Origin of the sequence: Bacillus sp. EU55 (assembly GCF_038005925.1) — a bacterium.
GTDB classification, from domain to species: Bacteria; Bacillota; Bacilli; order Bacillales; family Bacillaceae; genus Bacillus; species Bacillus velezensis.
Genome location: NZ_JBBOUE010000001.1, coordinates 3896937 through 3913728, shown reverse-complemented (window position 1 = coordinate 3913728; position 16792 = coordinate 3896937). Strand labels below are relative to the sequence as shown.

Below are 16792 nucleotides of genomic sequence, written 5' to 3'. Positions count from 1 at the left end.
TATGATAAGACTGATATTGAATCAGTGAAAGGGGCAAGCCGAATGATCAATCGTCAACATATTCAATTATCGTTGCAGTCATTAAGCTTAGTGGCAGGGTTTATGGTGTGGGTGCTGATTTCATCGCTCATTTCTCAAATGACATCAGATATTCATTTAAGCAAAGGCGAGATTTCATTGGTGACGGCGATTCCCGTTATTCTCGGATCGCTTCTCCGTATTCCTTTAGGATATTTAACGAACAGGTATGGCGCGCGGCTGATGTTTATGATCAGCTTCATCCTGCTTTTGTTTCCTGTATTTTGGATCAGTATCGCGGATTCTTTATTTGATTTAATCGCGGGCGGCTTTTTCTTAGGGATCGGAGGAGCGGTATTCTCCATCGGAGTGACGTCCCTGCCGAAATATTATCCGAAAGAAAAGCACGGTGTCGTCAATGGGATTTACGGTGCCGGAAACATCGGGACCGCCGTTACTACCTTTGCGGCGCCGGTTATCGCTCAAGCCGCGGGATGGAAAGCAACCGTGCAGATGTATCTTGTTTTGCTGGCTGTTTTCGCATTACTGCACGTTTTGTTCGGCGACCGGCATGAGAAGAAAGTCAAAGTTTCCATAAAGACACAAATGAAAGCCGTTTACCGAAATCATGTGCTGTGGATGTTGAGCCTGTTTTATTTTATTACGTTCGGCGCCTTTGTCGCCTTTACCATCTATCTTCCGAATTTTTTGGTTGAGCATTTTGGGCTGAGCCCTGCGGACGCCGGTTTGCGGACGGCCGGCTTTATTGCGGTCTCTACACTGCTCAGGCCTGTGGGGGGGTTTCTTGCAGATAAACTGAGCCCGCTCCGCATTATGATGTTCGTTTTCGCAGGGCTTACGCTGTCAGGCGTCATGCTGTCATTCTCCCCGACGATCGGCCTTTATGCGTTTGGATCGCTGACAGTGGCAGTCTGCTCAGGGATTGGAAACGGGACGGTATTTAAACTGGTGCCTTTCTACTTTTCGAAGCAAGCGGGGATTGCCAACGGTATTGTGTCTGCTATGGGCGGACTGGGCGGTTTTTTCCCTCCGCTGATTCTGGCAAGTGTATTTCAGGCAACAGGCCAATACGCGATCGGGTTTATGGCGCTTTCAGAGGTCGCGTTAGCCAGCTTTGTTCTTGTGATCTGGATGTATTGGCAGGAAAGAATGAAAACACATACGGAGAGAAACAGTCAGAGCCTCAATTCATAATGATCCATTCACAAGATTGTTAGTTTTTTCTGGGTGAGTGCAAATCAAGTCACGTTACAATATACATACGCAACGTGACTTTCTTCGAGGTGAGCTCATGAATATTCTCTCTGTCCGAAAATCTGATAAAGAACTTCTTTCCCGCGAACTGCATGAATTGCTGGAATCGATCAGTACGAAAAGGAAAATGAAAAAACACACTTATTTGTTTCAAGAAGGAATGGATGCAAAAGAGCTTTATCTGATTCAATCAGGACTCATTGAAATCGGCAAGCTGACGTCTGACGGAAAAGACCTGACGCTTAGAATCTGCCAAAAAAACGATATTGTCGGGGAATTGACGCTATTCACAGATGAGCCGAGATATATGCTCAGTGCGAAAGTGTTAGAGGATGGCGAGGTGCTCGTCATTAATAAAAACAAGCTGGAAAAGGAATTGATCCAAAACGGTGTTTTGACGTTTGAATTTATGAAATGGATGAGCACCCATCTTCGAAAAATCCAGTCCAAAATCAGGGACCTGCTTCTTCACGGCAAAAAGGGGGCGCTCTATTCCACCCTTATCCGCTTATCAAACAGCTACGGGGTGGAACGAAGCGACGGGATTCTGATTAACATTGTGCTGACAAATCAGGATTTGGCTAAGTTTTGCGCGGCGGCAAGGGAGAGCGTCAACCGCATGCTGGGAGACCTCCGCAAACAAGGGGTTATTTCGATAGACGAAACCGGAAAAATTATTTTGCACAAGCGGGACTATTTACGATGCGAGATCGAGTGTGAAAATTGTCCGCTTGAGATCTGCAATATTGACTGAAAAAACAAGGGCAGCCGGTGTCCTTGTTTTTCAGCTTGTGATACATATACACATGACGGCGAAAAAGAAGCTGGCATTTACGATTTCCAGAATGCCGATCGTTTTCACCGGCCAGTCTCTTCCGTGAAAAAACCAGGCCCGCAGACTGCTTGGGATAAAAGCGAGAAACGCCCAGCCTGCCCCGAGAAGAGCCGATAAAAAGGGGAGCAAGAGGTGATATCCCCATGACCAGTATGCAAAGGTTCTGTTTTTTCTCTCCCGTATGACCGACTTCACATAAAAAGAACTCCCGATAAAAAATAAAGCGGATTGTAAGAATAGAAACCAAGCCCAGCCGTCAAGGGTCCCCGTCCCCAGCCAGCAGCTCGCAAGCCCGCCTGAACAAAAGAACAGAACACCCGCAATATCATTCGTGAGCGCCCGCTCGTTTTTTCGGCGGGCATAATGCGTATGTATGAGAAACAGCGGCAATAAAAAAACGCCGATCCAGACGAGCTGCGGCTTATGAAAGACAGAAATGATCAAAAAGCAGCAGGCGGGAAAACCGTAATACCATATCCACTTTTGATAGGGCTGAAGCTGTTTCTTTTTCAAAGCGAGAGAAACGGGATAAACCGTCAAGTAAAGGAACAGCCAGCCCAAAAAGAGCGGAATATGCCAGAAAACCGGGCCTCCCTTGACCATGCCGAGTAAAAATGGAATCAGCAGCATCGCCCATGCGCCGTGCTGCTTCGGAATCATCGCCTTCATCGAAACCCTCCTTTTTATTTCATTATAAATGCAGACACTCTCCTGATAAGTGACTTTTATCATACAAGCTGTGAAATACATCACTGCCGCGCGGCCTCAATCGGGCTACACTAAAGCTATCCTTAGCACAGGAGGCTTTCCTATGAATCAGTGTGACTATTTATTATTTCTGAAACAACTTTCTATGTTTAATGAAGTGCCTCTGTCCATTGTCGAAACCTTGCTGAAAAACGGGACGTTTATCCGCGGCTCATCTGACCAATCTCCATCCTTTCTTCATTCACAATCCGTTTATATTGTATTAAAAGGCAATATCCGTTTTACGGACAGCAGGCTCCCTGAAGGGTCGCAAACCGTTGCGCTGTGGGAAAAAGGCGATGTGTTTCCGATTGATGAAAAAGGCGGGCTCTATTTATCGCCTTTTATCTCAGTCAATGCCTCACCGGATATTCTTGTACTTCATATTCCATATTCCGTATTTAAGCAAATGATGTCTTACCATCCGCGGCTGCAAATGAACTTTTTGGCGATGCTTCAGCAAAATGTCTTCTGTTCCTATCAGTTGTTTTTGCGGTATCTGCATACATCACAGGATGAAAACGCCGAACCCGGTTCTTAAACAGAACCGGTTTTTTTGATGACGCGGGCGTCCCCATATCGTTTGAAAATCCTTCCTGCTGCTCTGTGTGAACGTTTTGTGAAAAAAGCAGAGTGTGTGACATAGTTCACAAGGTGATGCGCCGTCTCTGTTTATAGTGTACATAGCATCACCTGACTCGGAAGGAGTGAACGATCATGAAGAAAAAGAAAATGAGTCCGTTGCTCAGGAGATTAAACTATTTTTCTCCTATCGAACATCATTCAAATCATCATAGCCAAACGACAAGCGAAGATCGTGATTGGGAGAATGTATACAGAAACAGATGGCAGTACGACAAAGTCGTTCGCTCCACCCACGGCGTCAACTGCACGGGTTCTTGCAGCTGGAATATTTATGTGAAAAACGGAATTGTCACGTGGGAAGGACAAAACTTGAATTATCCATCAACAGGCCCGGATATGCCTGATTTCGAACCGAGAGGCTGCCCGCGGGGGGCCAGTTTTTCTTGGTACATCTACAGCCCGCTCCGTGTGAAATATCCATATGTGCGCGGTGTGCTGATCAATTTGTGGCGGGAAGCATTGCAGGCGCATCAAAATCCGCTGGATGCTTGGAAATCGATCGTCGAAAATCCTGAAAAAGCGAAGTCCTATAAACAGGCAAGAGGGAAAGGCGGCTTTGTCCGCGCGGAATGGCCGGAAGTGCTGAAGCTGATTTCAGCCTCTCTGCTGTATACAGTGATGAAATACGGGCCTGACCGGAATGTCGGTTTTTCTCCGATTCCGGCGATGTCCATGATCAGCCATGCGTCAGGCTCGCGATTCATGTCGTTAATCGGCGGCCCAATGCTCAGTTTTTATGACTGGTATGCGGATCTTCCGCCGGCGTCCCCGCAAATTTGGGGCGACCAGACGGACGTTCCGGAGAGCAGTGATTGGTACAATTCAGGCTATATCATCACATGGGGCTCCAACGTTCCGTTAACGAGAACGCCTGATGCGCATTTTCTGGCGGAAGCCCGCTATAAAGGCGCCAAGGTCATTTCAATCAGCCCGGATTTTGCGGAATCCTCAAAGTTCGCAGATGACTGGCTGAGTATCCGCCAAGGGACTGACGGGGCGCTTGCGATGGCGATGGGTCACGTCATTTTGCAGGAATTTTACGTGAACCAAGAAACTGAACGTTTTATTGAGTACGCGAAGCAATACACCGATTTTCCATTCTTCGTCACTCTGTCAAAAGAGAACGGCGTGTATACAGCCGGGCGGTTTCTGCATGCGAAAGACATCGGGCGGCAGACAAAAAATGATCAGTGGAAGCCGGCGGTCTGGAATGAACAGACAGGTGCGTTTGCCATACCGCAAGGCACAATGGGCTCCCGCTGGGACGGGCAGCAGAAATGGAATCTGCACATGATCGATGAAGACACCGGGGAACCGATTGAACCGCGTCTCTCCGTGCTCGGAATAGAGGACGAAATCGGCTCAGTGCGCATTCCGTATTTTTCAAATGACGGAAACAAAGTGCTTGAGCGGAATCTTCCTATTAAAAAACTGGACCTGAATGGTGAAGAAACGTATGTCACGACCGTGTTTGACTTGATATTGGCCAACTACGGCGTGAACCGGAGCATCGGCGGACAATCAGCCGCATCCTATGATGATCCCCGTCCGTTCACACCTGCCTGGCAGGAACAGATCACGGGAATTAAAAGAGAAGCCGTTATACAGATTGCCAGGGAGTTTGCCCAAAATGCGATCGATACAGACGGCAGATCCATGATTATCGTAGGGGCGGGCATCAACCACTGGTTCAACTCCGACACGATTTACCGTGCGGTGTTAAATCTTGTTTTACTCGTAGGCGCCCAAGGCGTAAACGGCGGAGGCTGGGCCCATTACGTGGGGCAGGAAAAGCTCCGTCCGGCTGAAGGGTGGCAGACGATTGCAACCGCAAAGGACTGGGAAGGCGTGCCTAAACTGCAAAACGGCACCTCATTTTTCTACTTTGCAACAGATCAGTGGCGTTATGAGGACCAGCCGATCAGCGATTTGGCATCACCGATTGCTGCGTCATCCCGCTACAAGCATCACGCCGATTACAATGTGCTGGCGGCGCGATTAGGGTGGCTTCCGTCTTACCCGACATTCAATCAAAACGGCATTGATCTGTACAAAGAAGCTGAGAAGGCGGGGGCGGCGACACCTGAAGACGTAGGTGCGTACGTGGCCTCACGGCTTCAAGAGAAGAAACTGAAATTCGCGATTGAAGACCCTGACAATGAAGTGAATTTCCCAAGAAATCTCTTCGTATGGCGGGCAAATCTGATCTCAAGCTCAGGGAAAGGGCATGAATATTTTCTCAAGCATCTGCTGGGGACGACAAACGGTTTGATGAATGACGACAGCGACAGCATCCGCCCTGAAGAAATCAAATGGCGGGAGCAGGCGCCGGAAGGCAAGCTCGACTTGTTAATCAATCTCGACTTTCGAATGGCGGGTACGGCGCTGTATTCCGATATCGTGCTGCCGGCGGCGACATGGTATGAAAAACACGATCTCAGCAGCACGGATATGCACCCGTTCATTCATCCTTTCGCTCCGGCCATCTCGGCGCCGTGGGAATCGAGGTCAGACTGGGATATTTTTAAGGCACTGTCAAAAGCCGTTTCCGATCTGGCGGAAGAAGTCGAGATGGAGCCGGTGAAAGAAGTGGTTGCGACGCCGCTCCTCCATGACACCATGCAGGAATTGGCCCAGCCGTTCGGCAAAATCAATGACTGGAGCAAGGGCGAATGTGAAGCCATTCCGGGAAAAACGATGCCGAACATCCAAGTCGTTGAACGGGATTACAAACACATTTTTCATAAAATGACCGCGCTCGGCCCTCATACGGCTTTAAAACCGAGCGGAACAAAAGGGATGAGCTGGTCGATTGCGGATGAATATGAATCACTCAAACAGAGACTGGGAGAAACCGATTCAAACAGCGTTGCCAAAGGATGCCCGAATATAAGTGAAGCGAAGCAGGCGGCGGAAGCGATTTTAACCCTGTCGTCCACCTCAAATGGAAAAGTCGCCGTGAAAGCATGGGAATCGCTTGAACACATCACAAACCTGAAGCTGAAAGACCTGGCGGAAGAGCGCGAGGAAGAATGCTTTACGTTCGAGCAAATTACAGCCCAGCCGAAAACGGTCATCACCTCTCCGGCCTTTACCGGTTCAGAAAAAGGAGGGCGCAGGTATTCGCCGTTTACGACGAATGTGGAAAAATTAATTCCGTGGCGGACGCTGACCGGCAGACAATCCTATTATGTCGATCATGAACTGATGATGGAATTCGGTGAAACGATGGCGACATTTAAACCGATCCTCCAGCATCGTCCGTTCCTAAGCAAGCGGCCTGATCAAGAGGGCAAAGAAATCGTCCTCAATTATTTGACGCCGCATAATAAATGGTCCGTCCACAGCATGTATTTTGATTCTCTGCCGATGCTGACGCTGTTCCGCGGGGGGCCGACCGTGTGGATGAATAAAGATGACGCAAAGGACACGGATATCAAAGACAACGATTGGATTGAATGCTTCAACCGAAACGGCGTTGTCGTGGCGAGAGCGGTTTTGTCTCACCGGATTCCTAAAGGAATGGCGTTTATGCACCATGCCCAGGACCGCCACATCAACGTGCCCGGCACAAAACTGACGAATAACCGCGGAGGCACCCATAACAGCCCGACAAGGATTCACGTCAAGCCGACCCAGATGATCGGGGGCTACGCACAGCTCAGCTACGGCTTTAATTATTACGGTCCGACGGGGAATCAGCGCGATCTGAATGTCGTCATCCGCAAGCTGAAGGAGGTCGATTGGCTTGAAGATTAAAGCGCAGATCGGGATGGTCATGAATTTGGATAAATGCATCGGCTGCCACACGTGCAGCGTCACCTGCAAAAACACGTGGACAAATCGTTCCGGTGCGGAATATATGTATTTTAATAATGTAGAAACAAAGCCCGGCATCGGCTACCCGAAGCAATGGGAGGACCAGGACAAATATAAAGGCGGCTGGACGTTGAAAAAAGGAAAGCTCGAGCTGAAATCAGGCCCGAAAACAAACCGGCTTGCAGGCCTTTTCTATAACCCGAACCAGCCGACGATTGATGACTACTATGAACCTTGGAACTATGATTATGAAACATTAACAAACAGCCCGCAGAAAAAACACCAGCCGGTGGCGCGCCCGAAATCGTCCTTAACGGGGGATTTTATGAATATCGAATGGGGCCCGAACTGGGAGGATGATCTCGCGGGCGGGCATATTACGGGTCTTGAAGATCCAAACGTGCAAAAGATGGAGGAATCGATCAAAACAGAATTCGATGAGGTCTTTATGATGTATCTGCCGCGTATTTGCGAGCACTGCATCAATCCGGCGTGCGTGTCCTCCTGCCCGTCCGGCGCCATGTACAAACGCGAGGAGGACGGCATTGTGCTTGTGGATCAAAACGCATGCCGGTCATGGAGATATTGCGTCTCATCCTGTCCTTATAAAAAAGTCTATTTTAACTGGCAAACGAACAAAGCGGAAAAATGCACACTCTGCTTTCCGCGTTTGGAGGCGGGACTGCCGACTATTTGCTCTGAAACGTGTGTCGGCAGAATCCGCTATCTCGGCGTCATGCTGTATGACGCGGACAAAGTGGAGGAAGCGGCCTCCGTTGAAAACGAAAAGGATCTCTATCATTCCCAACTGGACGTTTTTCTTGATCCGAATGATCCTGAGATTGCCAAACTGGCAAAAGAACAAGGCATCCCGGCTGAATGGATAGAGGCTGCGCAGCAATCGCCGATCTATAAAATGATCATTGACTGGAAGATTGCGCTGCCGCTTCATCCTGAGTACCGCACGCTGCCGATGGTGTGGTACATTCCGCCGCTCAGCCCGATTATGAATCTCTTTGAAGGAAAAGGCAGCCGGCAAACGGCGGAAGCGATTTTTCCGGCTATCGACCAAATGAGAATTCCGATTGACTATTTGGCGCAGTTATTAACGGCCGGTGATACGGATCATATTCGGTCAACGTTAAAGAAAATGTCTGTCATGCGCCAGTATATGAGGGCGGTGCAGACGAATAAATCAATCGATCCGGAACTGATCTCCAGTGTCGGCTTAACAGAACAGCAAATTGAAGACATGTATCGGCTGCTGGCGATCGCCAAATATGATGACCGCTTTGTGATCCCGAGCAGCCATCGAGAAGAAGTGTCAGATTTATATGCTGAACAAGGGAGCTGCGGCTTATCATTTTCAGGCGGCCCGGGCTCTTGTTTCTAATTTTTCATAAATGAGGTGTAATAACATGAACACCACAGACCGGCAAATGACGTTCTCCGCTCTATCCACTCTTCTCTCTTATCCGGATGAAGAGTGGAGAGCCGAGATTCCCGATTGGAAGGCTCTTATCCATGACATCACCAATCAGCAAATCCGGGAGAAATTGCTGCACTTTTTAGAGGCGGCAGCCGGCTTTTCTCCGGAAGCGCTGATTGAACACTATGTGTATACGTTCGATTTCGGGAAAAAAACGAATATGTACGTCACCTACTTTAACTCAGGCGAGCAGAGAGAGCGCGGCATCGAATTGCTGCATTTAAAAAACACATACGAGCAATCCGGTTTCCTGCCGACAGAGAAAGAGCTGCCTGATTATCTGCCACTGATGCTGGAATTTGCTGCGGCTGCAGAAATTGAAGCAGCGAGAAGCGTGTTTGAAAAATACCTGTCCAATGTGAGAGAGCTGGCTTCCCGCCTCGAAAAAAATGACAGCATCTATGCTGAGCTGCTGCACGTGCTGCAGGCCGCACTGGGAAACATCGGCGTACGTGAAAGCATTGAAGAAGGGGCTGTTCAGGCATGAGCGGGCAGATTCTGTGGGGCGTGATGCCATACATTGTATTGACGATCTTTATCGGCGGCCATATTTACCGCTACCAGCATGACCAATTCGGCTGGACGGCGAAATCAAGCGAGCTGTTAGAAAAGAAAAAACTCGCGGCGGGCAGCACACTTTTTCACTGGGGACTGCTATGCGTTGTCGGCGGACATGTCATGGGAATTCTGATCCCGGAAGGCGTGTATGCTTCCCTTGGCATTTCCGAGCATATGTATCACAAAATGGCGATCGGCGCAGGCCTGCCGGCGGGGATTGCTGCATGTGCCGGACTTGTCATCCTGACGTACAGAAGGCTGTTTGACAAAAGAATCCGCAAAACTAGCTCGCCATCGGATATCCTGACGCTTATTCTGCTGCTGTTCATGATGCTGTCGGGCGTTGCGGCCACGTTCCTCAACATTGACTCGAAAGGATTTGATTACAGGGCAACAGTCGGGCCGTGGTTCAGGGAAATCGTTTTGTTCAGGCCTGACGCCTCTTTGATGGAGAGTGTCCCGCTATGGTTTAAGTGTCATATCATCATAGGGTACGTCGTTTTTATCCTCTGGCCGTTTACAAGATTGGTTCACGTGTTCAGCCTGCCCCTCAAGTATTTAACCCGCAGCTATGTTGTCTATCGGAAACGCACGTAAAAATCCCCCTGCAAGAGGGGGATTTTTTATGGTGAAAAAATAAAAACATAAGATATTTTCTGCCAAGGTAATGGCTGGGCGGCCGGGATTCCTGTTATGTTTTATTTGGAAATAACAGCAACAAAAGGAGAGTGAAGAATGAAGCGGATTTTCCTCATTTTAGCCGCCTGTCTGATGACAAGCGCCGGCGTCCTGACACTCAGACATTCTCATGTATTAACCGGCGGAACAGCGGGACTGTCACTAAGCCTGTCATACTTGTTTCATTCCTCGTTTGCGATGATCTTCTTTCTGATCAATATCCCGTTTTATATATTTTCTCTCATCAGAATGGGAATCAAATTTACTCTATCCACCGTTTTTGCAGTCACAGCGCTGACTCTGTTTACAGGCGCGGATCACTGGCTGCCGCCGGTCTCTGTTTCACCGCTTGCCGGGGCGATTTGCGGCGGGGCGCTGATCGGGTTCGGCCTGTCGCTCATGTTTTATCATCAGGCATCGCTCGGCGGCGCCAATATCCTCGCTTTATTTCTGCAAAAGCGCTGCGGATGGAATCCGGGTGCCGTTAATTTCCTCTTCGATTTTGGCGTCGTGCTGGTCGGCATTTTTTCCGTCGGGTTGCTGAAAGGGCTCTTCTCCTTAATGTCGATAGCGGTCACCGGTCTGATCATCGGCATCTTCAAAAATAAAATCAAAGGCAGCTGCTCGCTCAATCGGGCATTGCTTCAGAACATCTCACCCGGCCAATCACAAGAAGTATCATCATAAGCCTTTCCGCTCGTGCGGAGAGGCTTTTTCATATGTTTACAAGCCGGAAAACAGAGGGTATACAGAGATATCGGATCAGATGGGAGAGAGTCGGGATGCTGAAAAGGAGACTGGAATTTTGCTTTTTATATATGATGCTTATCGGAGCATATGTCATATGGTTTTTTCCGGTTTCCAGGCTTGAGTTTAACGGAGGGGTGCTTTGCTATGCAAGCATTATTTTGTTCAGCATCTATTCGTTAATTCTTGAAAACCGCACCTCGCAGCACACGCTGTTATGGATTCATATTCTTGTGTTTTTTCCGATCGCCGGGTACTTATTTTACCTTTTTTCCGGCCAGCTTTATGAAAAAGGCAAGCTGTTCAGGTCGAAACGGACATACAACCGGGAAAAGCTGAGAACGATATTTGATATGGAACAAACTCCCGATCTGTCCGGGCTGAAAGGAAATCAGAAGCGTTTCTTTCAATATTCAATCAAGGCGTCCCATATGAATATCAATACAAAAAGCAGGCTGAAGGTGCTTAAAAACGGGGATGAAACATTTCCGGAGCTGTTTGAGGCGCTCCGGGAGGCCGCGTCATTTATACATATTGAGTATTACATGTTCAAATCAGACATGCTCGGGCACAAGATGATGGACATCATGATGGAAAAGGCGCGTCAAGGCGTGGAAGTGCGGTTTTTGTTCGACGCGGCCGGCAGCCTGAAGCTGGCCGGAAAAGATATTAAAAAACTGAAACGCGCGGGCGTGAACATCGTCCCGTTTCTGCCGCTGAAATACGGTTTTTTCAACCAAAAATTCAATTTCAGAAATCACCGCAAGATCGTCATCGTTGACGGGAAAGTCGGTTTTGTCGGCGGGCTGAATGTCGGCAAGGAGTATATCGGCAAAGACCAAGATGTCGGCTTTTGGCGGGACACCCATATGAAAGTCGAAGGAGAAATCGTTCAGACGCTTCACAGCATTTTTATGCTTGATTGGGAATACGTTTCAGATGAGGTGCTGATTGATCAGAAAGCATATACCCGCCCGGTTGCGGCAGAAAGCGGCGGCGTCTATCAAGTCGTTCCGACAGGCCCCGATATGAAGGAGCGGATGAGCGATCTGTATTATGCCATGATAGCGGCGGCCGAATCGTCTGTATGGATCGCGACGCCTTATTTCGTGCCGAATGAGCCGATCCGCACAGCGCTAAAGGAGGCTGCTGCCAGGGGCGTCCGGGTGCGTGTCATGGTGCCGGAAACCAATGACGGATTTTTAACCCAGTACGCGACGAGATCGTATTTCCCCGAGCTTCTTCGCGAAGGAATCGAAGTCTATTCCTATCAAAAAGGCTTTATGCATCAAAAGGTGCTCATCACTGACGGAAACCTCGCCTCTGTCGGGACGGCGAATATGGACATGAGAAGCTTTCAGCTGAACTTTGAAGTCAATGTCTTTTTTACAGATCAAGAGGCGGTCAAAGATCTTGAAGCGCATTATCTGGAGGATATGAAGGAGTCTGAAAAAATCAGCCCCGTCCGTTTCTATAAGCGCACATTATGGGAAAGAACGAAGGAATCCTTCGCACGGTTATTTTCCGGCGTTTTATAAAAAACGCTTTTAAAACTCCTTGTGTATAGTATAATTGAGAAATATTATCATTAAGAACGAGGCACAAGGAGGACGGAATCGTGCTGCGACAATTTTTTTCTTATTATAAACCGTACAAGAAGCTGTTTTTTCTCGACTTCTTTTCTGCCATCGCCGGCGGATTGATGGAGCTGAGTTTTCCTCTGATTGTCAATTACTTTATCGATACATTGCTCCCGGGGCGGGATTGGAGTCTGATTATTTTGACTTCCGCTGCTTTATTCGGGGTGTACGCCCTCAGCTCGGCGCTTCAGTATGTTGTGACATATTGGGGCCATATGCTCGGCATTAACATTGAAACCGATATGCGGAAAAAGCTTTTTGACCATCTGCAAAAGCTTTCGTTCAAATTTTACGATAACAACAAAACGGGCAGTTTAATGTCCAAGCTCACCAATGATTTGATGTATATCGGAGAAACCGCCCACCACGGGCCTGAAGACCTGTTTATCGCGATCATGACGATTTTGGGCGCGTTCGGTGTGATGCTGTTCATTAACTGGCAGCTCGCTCTGTTGACCTTTATCATTATGCCGGTCGTCATTTGGCTTGCTTTGTATTTTAATAAAAAAATGACCTCTGCGTTTACAAAACTGAACAAAGACGTCGGAGACTTCAGCGCGAGGGTTGAAAACAATATCGGCGGCATCCGTCTTGTTCAGGCTTTCAGCAATGAAGCGTTTGAAACGCAGCGGTTTGATGTGAACAATCAGCGTTTCCGCAAAACAAAGCTGACGTCTTATAAAATCATGGCGAAAAACGGCTCGATCAGTTACATGCTGACAAGATTCGTCACGCTGTTCGTCCTGTTGTGCGGGACATGGTTCGTGATCCGCGGATCGCTATCTTACGGGGAATTTGTCGCTTTTGTGCTGCTGACGAACGTTCTGTTCCGTCCGATTGATAAAATCAATGCGATTATTGAGATGTATCCGAGAGGCATTGCCGGTTTTAAAAGCTTTATGGAGATACTGAAAACGGAGCCTGATATCAAGGACGCCCCGAACGCGAGACATGTGTCCGGTTTAAAAGGGAATATCCGCTATGAACAGGTGTCGTTCGGTTACGAAGAAAACAGTCCGGTTCTGTCGGGAATCAATTTGTCCATTCATGCCGGGGAGACAGTCGCATTCGTCGGGCCTTCGGGAGCGGGAAAATCAACGCTGACAAGTCTGCTGCCGCGCTTTTATGAGCCGTCTGAAGGCGTGATTTCCATCGACGGCATCGATATTAAGGACATGACGCTGTCATCATTGCGCGGACAAATCGGCGTCGTCCAGCAGGATGTCTTTCTGTTTTCCGGCACATTGCGGGAAAACATTGCTTACGGGCGGCTCGATGCGTCTGAGGAAGAAATCTGGCAGGCCGTCCGCCAGGCGCATTTAGAGGACTTGGTAAACGGGTATCCCGACGGTTTAAACACGGTGATCGGCGAGCGCGGCGTGAAACTGTCAGGCGGGCAGAAGCAGCGGCTTTCCATCGCCAGAATGTTTTTGAAAAACCCGTCGATCTTAATTTTAGACGAGGCTACATCAGCCCTCGATACAGAAACGGAAGCCGCCATTCAAAAATCGCTGCAAGAGCTGTCTGAAGGACGCACAACGCTTGTGATCGCCCATCGGCTGGCTACGATTAAGGATGCGGACCGGATCGTCGTCGTCACGAAAGAAGGCATCGCTGAACAAGGTCATCATAAGGAACTGCTGGAATCCGGCGGCATGTACCAGAGACTTCATCAGGCGCAATTCGGCGAGCTGATACATCAATAAAAGAAAAAGGATAGACAAAAGGGGCCGAGCAGCCTCCTGTCTATCCTTTTTTTATGTAGTCCGTATTTAATGGGCTTCTTTTTGCGCAGGTTCGATGATATGTTTGAAACGGTCAATGAGCTGCACCGCTTTCTTTCCTTCCACTACAATTAAATATTCTTGTTCTTTATGCGCCATTCTGAACGTTTCCAGTTCGATGATGTCTTTGATTTTGCACATCGTTTTTTTAGAGTAGATATACAGCTCGTGGCCTCCCGTGTGGCAAAGCTGATAAAGCTGAAGCATGTTTCGTAAAGTGAACTTCTTAGCGGCTATTTTCAAAGATGTTATATTTTTCATATGTTTTCTCCTCCGTCTGATGATCTGTTATTTCGGAAATTCCCCATATAAACCGGTGATAAACCTGGTTATGCTTTCCACCTCAGCACGCCGCCCGCCAGGCGTTTGACTCCGCGGATGGCGCTTAATTCTTCGACGAGCCGGAGCAGCGCCCGGTCTTTCTCTTTCGCCTCAATCATAAAGTCGATGTCCGTCTCCCATTGTCTGAACCGCTCCAGCACCGGCAGGATAAAATTCGCATCCACATAGTCCGCATGACTGCGTACGGCTGCTTCTGATTTTGGCGAAGAGAGGTGGACCTTCGGCTTTAAGCCGATCCGCTGCCACGTTTTCATCATCCGCGGGAGAATGTCATCTAAATCAGCGTCATCGGCCGGATTGGCGTAAAAATGATGATAATCAAACACAAACGGAATGCCCTCTTGTTCACATACACTGAGTGTTTCTTCAGATGTATACGTTTTATCATCGTTTTCCAAAGTCATCCGCTGTTTGATGACATCGGGGAGTTCTTTCAGATTCATGCTGAAACGGTCAAGCGCGCTTTGTTTGTCACCGTAAGCGCCTCCGACATGGATATTAATGACGGAGCGGTCCGCGATGCCCATGGCGTCCAGCATGTCATAATGATAGGCCATATCCTTGACCGCATTAGCGGTAATGTCCCGTTTCGGGCTTGTGAAAAGGGTGAATTGGTTCGGGTGAAAGCTCGTTCTGAGATCATATTTTCTGACCAGCCCGCCGATCTCACGGAACTCCTGGCGAAACGGCGTGACAAAATCCCACAGTACATCCGGGTGCGTGGCGAGCGGCACAATCGAGCTTGAGAACCTGTACAAAGGGATGCCGTGTCCGACCGCATAGTGGAGGGTGCGCAGCGTATTGGTAAGATTTGCTTTCGTCACAGAAAGCAGGGCCTCTTTCCGCTCGCCGGGTGAAAGTTTTGTATAGCGCGCATATGTTAAGGTTTTGGCGGGGGATGCGTCCCAAAGGCACATGGCGTTTGAAACGAAACCGAATCTGAACAGCATATGGTTTCTCCTTTATAAAAAATAAGATATGGCTTTTCCCAGCCATGCTGCAGGAAGCTGTCTGACGGAGCGCTGTTTCACTTTTTCTAATGTGAGAAGCTCGGATTTTTCGATGTCCTGCTTTATGGTTGAGAGCACTTCTTCCGTAAAGGCCTCATCATTAATGATGACATTCACTTCCTCATTCAAGAACAGGCTCCGTTTATCAAAATTCGGCGTACCGATAATGCTGATGCGGTCGTCTATAATGAAGGCTTTGACGTGATAAAAGCCTTGATAATACCGGTAGATGAGACAGCCGGCTTTCAAAAGCTCGGGATAATAGGTAAACGCCGTTTCCCGAACGAGCGGATGGTCTGACTTCATCGGCACGATCAAAGTGACTTTGACGCCTTTTCGGCAGGCTGCAATAAGCGCTGCCTGAAGCCTTTTGCTCGGTACATAATAAGGCGTGCCGATCACGATGTTTTTTTCTGCTTTAAGGATGCAGGTTTCATAATGCGATTCAAGCGAAAAACCGTCCGACGCATATGTCCTATGAGAGATATTCCCTTCCGGCAACGGCGGATAAACCTCGGGTGACTCGGGTGTTTTTCCGGTGTTTCGTTTCAGGTCGCTTAAAAAAAGAGTCTGGAGATCCGCCGTGCCTTCGCCGGTCATCCGCAGATGATAATCCTCCCAGTTTCCGAACTTCGCTTTTTTGCCGAGATACTCTTCCGCGATGTTGAATCCGCCTACATAGCCGATTTTGCCGTCAATGACGGTTATTTTCCGGTGATTCCGTTTTTGCAGCTTGAAAAAAAGAAACGGAAATCCGGGTTTGTTCAGAAAATGAACGTGAACGCCGGCTTTTTCCATCGTTTGAATAGAAGGCTTTTTCACTTGGCGGCTGCCCGCCCAATCAAGCAGCAGATATACGGAGACGCCGGCCTGCGCCTTTTCTTTCAATAAATGAAACATATCATGGCAGACTTGGTCGTTCTTCATAATAAAAAACATCATATGAATAGAAGAGACGGCTTGGCGGATATCGGCCGTCATTTGCTGCACCAGCTCGCCGCCGCAGTGAATGAGTCTGATATCACTCTTTTTCGGATCAAAAACGGGCTCATACGCCTGTTTTTTGTACGCCGCCCGGCCAAGCAGCATATCAAGCAGCATAAGTGCGATTAATATGATAAAAATGACAAGCAATACAACAAAGATCTTCATATCGACACTCCTTTCCTAAGTATCCATAGTGTGCCCTGAGAATGCGAATTTAA

At 48.4% G+C, this 16792-nt stretch carries 14 protein-coding genes; 10 read left to right on the top strand and 4 right to left on the bottom strand.

What is annotated here, in order from left to right; genetic code table 11:
• Positions 1 to 42 precede the first annotated feature (42 nt).
• Positions 43 to 1233, top strand: coding sequence for a nitrate transporter NarK (narK, locus tag NYE50_RS19985; RefSeq protein ID WP_159353553.1), 1191 nt, complete (start codon positions 43 to 45; stop codon positions 1231 to 1233).
• Positions 1234 to 1330: 97 nt separating this feature from the next.
• Positions 1331 to 2047, top strand: a complete 717-nt coding sequence (locus NYE50_RS19980) for a Crp/Fnr family transcriptional regulator (protein ID WP_007407631.1) — start codon at positions 1331 to 1333, stop codon at positions 2045 to 2047.
• Between the two features lie 30 nt (positions 2048 to 2077).
• Here NYE50_RS19980 and NYE50_RS19975 read toward each other — a convergent pair whose 3' ends face one another.
• Positions 2078 to 2797, bottom strand: a complete 720-nt coding sequence (locus NYE50_RS19975) for a YwiC-like family protein (RefSeq protein ID WP_159353551.1) — start codon at positions 2795 to 2797, stop codon at positions 2078 to 2080.
• Positions 2798 to 2939: 142 nt separating this feature from the next.
• On the opposite strand from NYE50_RS19975, the gene NYE50_RS19970 reads away from it, so the two are divergent.
• The 8 genes from NYE50_RS19970 to NYE50_RS19935 all read left to right on the top strand — a co-directional run bounded on the left by NYE50_RS19970 (position 2940) and on the right by NYE50_RS19935 (position 14157).
• The gene (locus tag NYE50_RS19970) at positions 2940 to 3416 is read left to right on the top strand and encodes a Crp/Fnr family transcriptional regulator (RefSeq protein WP_159353550.1); all 477 of its coding nucleotides are present in this window, start codon (positions 2940 to 2942) and stop codon (positions 3414 to 3416) included.
• A 176-nt stretch (positions 3417 to 3592) separates the two neighbouring features.
• Positions 3593 to 7279, top strand: coding sequence for a nitrate reductase subunit alpha (locus NYE50_RS19965; protein WP_159353549.1), 3687 nt, complete (start codon positions 3593 to 3595; stop codon positions 7277 to 7279).
• Entirely contained in the window at positions 7269 to 8732 is a 1464-nt protein-coding gene (narH, locus tag NYE50_RS19960) for a nitrate reductase subunit beta (protein ID WP_159353548.1), read from the top strand. Before NYE50_RS19965 ends, narH begins: the two co-directional genes overlap by 11 nt.
• A 25-nt stretch (positions 8733 to 8757) precedes the next feature.
• A complete protein-coding gene (narJ, locus tag NYE50_RS19955; RefSeq protein ID WP_159353547.1) occupies positions 8758 to 9315 on the top strand; it encodes a nitrate reductase molybdenum cofactor assembly chaperone in 558 nt (185 codons plus the stop codon).
• The gene (gene narI / locus NYE50_RS19950) at positions 9312 to 9983 is read left to right on the top strand and encodes a respiratory nitrate reductase subunit gamma (protein ID WP_021494797.1); all 672 of its coding nucleotides are present in this window, start codon (positions 9312 to 9314) and stop codon (positions 9981 to 9983) included. The genes narJ and narI overlap by 4 nt, the downstream gene beginning before the upstream one ends.
• Before the next feature lie 138 nt (positions 9984 to 10121).
• A complete protein-coding gene (locus NYE50_RS19945) occupies positions 10122 to 10751 on the top strand; it encodes a YitT family protein (protein ID WP_159353546.1) in 630 nt (209 codons plus the stop codon).
• Positions 10752 to 10846: 95 nt separating this feature from the next.
• A complete protein-coding gene (cls, locus tag NYE50_RS19940; RefSeq protein ID WP_159353545.1) occupies positions 10847 to 12349 on the top strand; it encodes a cardiolipin synthase in 1503 nt (500 codons plus the stop codon).
• An 80-nt stretch (positions 12350 to 12429) separates the two neighbouring features.
• Entirely contained in the window at positions 12430 to 14157 is a 1728-nt protein-coding gene (locus tag NYE50_RS19935; RefSeq protein ID WP_014419118.1) for an ABC transporter ATP-binding protein, read from the top strand.
• Positions 14158 to 14223: 66 nt separating this feature from the next.
• Here the strand turns inward: NYE50_RS19935 and NYE50_RS19930 are convergent, their stop codons facing one another.
• The 3 genes from NYE50_RS19930 to cls (NYE50_RS19920) all read right to left on the bottom strand — a co-directional run bounded on the left by NYE50_RS19930 (position 14224) and on the right by cls (NYE50_RS19920) (position 16739).
• Positions 14224 to 14496, bottom strand: a complete 273-nt coding sequence (locus NYE50_RS19930; RefSeq protein WP_007407620.1) for a hypothetical protein — start codon at positions 14494 to 14496, stop codon at positions 14224 to 14226.
• A 68-nt stretch (positions 14497 to 14564) separates the two neighbouring features.
• Positions 14565 to 15527: a UV DNA damage repair endonuclease UvsE gene (gene uvsE, locus NYE50_RS19925; RefSeq protein ID WP_159353544.1), complete on the bottom strand. Its 963-nt coding sequence runs from the start codon at positions 15525 to 15527 to the stop codon at positions 14565 to 14567.
• 12 nt (positions 15528 to 15539) lie between these two features.
• The gene (gene cls / locus NYE50_RS19920; RefSeq protein ID WP_060964038.1) at positions 15540 to 16739 is read right to left on the bottom strand and encodes a cardiolipin synthase; all 1200 of its coding nucleotides are present in this window, start codon (positions 16737 to 16739) and stop codon (positions 15540 to 15542) included.
• Positions 16740 to 16792: the final 53 nt, after the last annotated feature.

What these genes read in the sequence shown, in the direction of transcription:
- narK (WP_159353553.1), top strand. Translation starts at nt 43, where the DNA reads ATGATCAATCGTCAACATATTCAATTATCGTTGCAGTCATTAAGCTTA.
- NYE50_RS19980 (WP_007407631.1), top strand. Translation starts at nt 1,331, where the DNA reads ATGAATATTCTCTCTGTCCGAAAATCTGATAAAGAACTTCTTTCCCGC.
- NYE50_RS19975 (WP_159353551.1), bottom strand. Translation starts at nt 2,797, where the DNA reads ATGAAGGCGATGATTCCGAAGCAGCACGGCGCATGGGCGATGCTGCTG.
- NYE50_RS19970 (WP_159353550.1), top strand. Translation starts at nt 2,940, where the DNA reads ATGAATCAGTGTGACTATTTATTATTTCTGAAACAACTTTCTATGTTT.
- NYE50_RS19965 (WP_159353549.1), top strand. Translation starts at nt 3,593, where the DNA reads ATGAAGAAAAAGAAAATGAGTCCGTTGCTCAGGAGATTAAACTATTTT.
- narJ (WP_159353547.1), top strand. Translation starts at nt 8,758, where the DNA reads ATGAACACCACAGACCGGCAAATGACGTTCTCCGCTCTATCCACTCTT.
- narI (WP_021494797.1), top strand. Translation starts at nt 9,312, where the DNA reads ATGAGCGGGCAGATTCTGTGGGGCGTGATGCCATACATTGTATTGACG.
- NYE50_RS19945 (WP_159353546.1), top strand. Translation starts at nt 10,122, where the DNA reads ATGAAGCGGATTTTCCTCATTTTAGCCGCCTGTCTGATGACAAGCGCC.
- cls (WP_159353545.1), top strand. Translation starts at nt 10,847, where the DNA reads ATGCTGAAAAGGAGACTGGAATTTTGCTTTTTATATATGATGCTTATC.
- NYE50_RS19930 (WP_007407620.1), bottom strand. Translation starts at nt 14,496, where the DNA reads ATGAAAAATATAACATCTTTGAAAATAGCCGCTAAGAAGTTCACTTTA.
- uvsE (WP_159353544.1), bottom strand. Translation starts at nt 15,527, where the DNA reads ATGCTGTTCAGATTCGGTTTCGTTTCAAACGCCATGTGCCTTTGGGAC.
- cls (WP_060964038.1), bottom strand. Translation starts at nt 16,739, where the DNA reads ATGAAGATCTTTGTTGTATTGCTTGTCATTTTTATCATATTAATCGCA.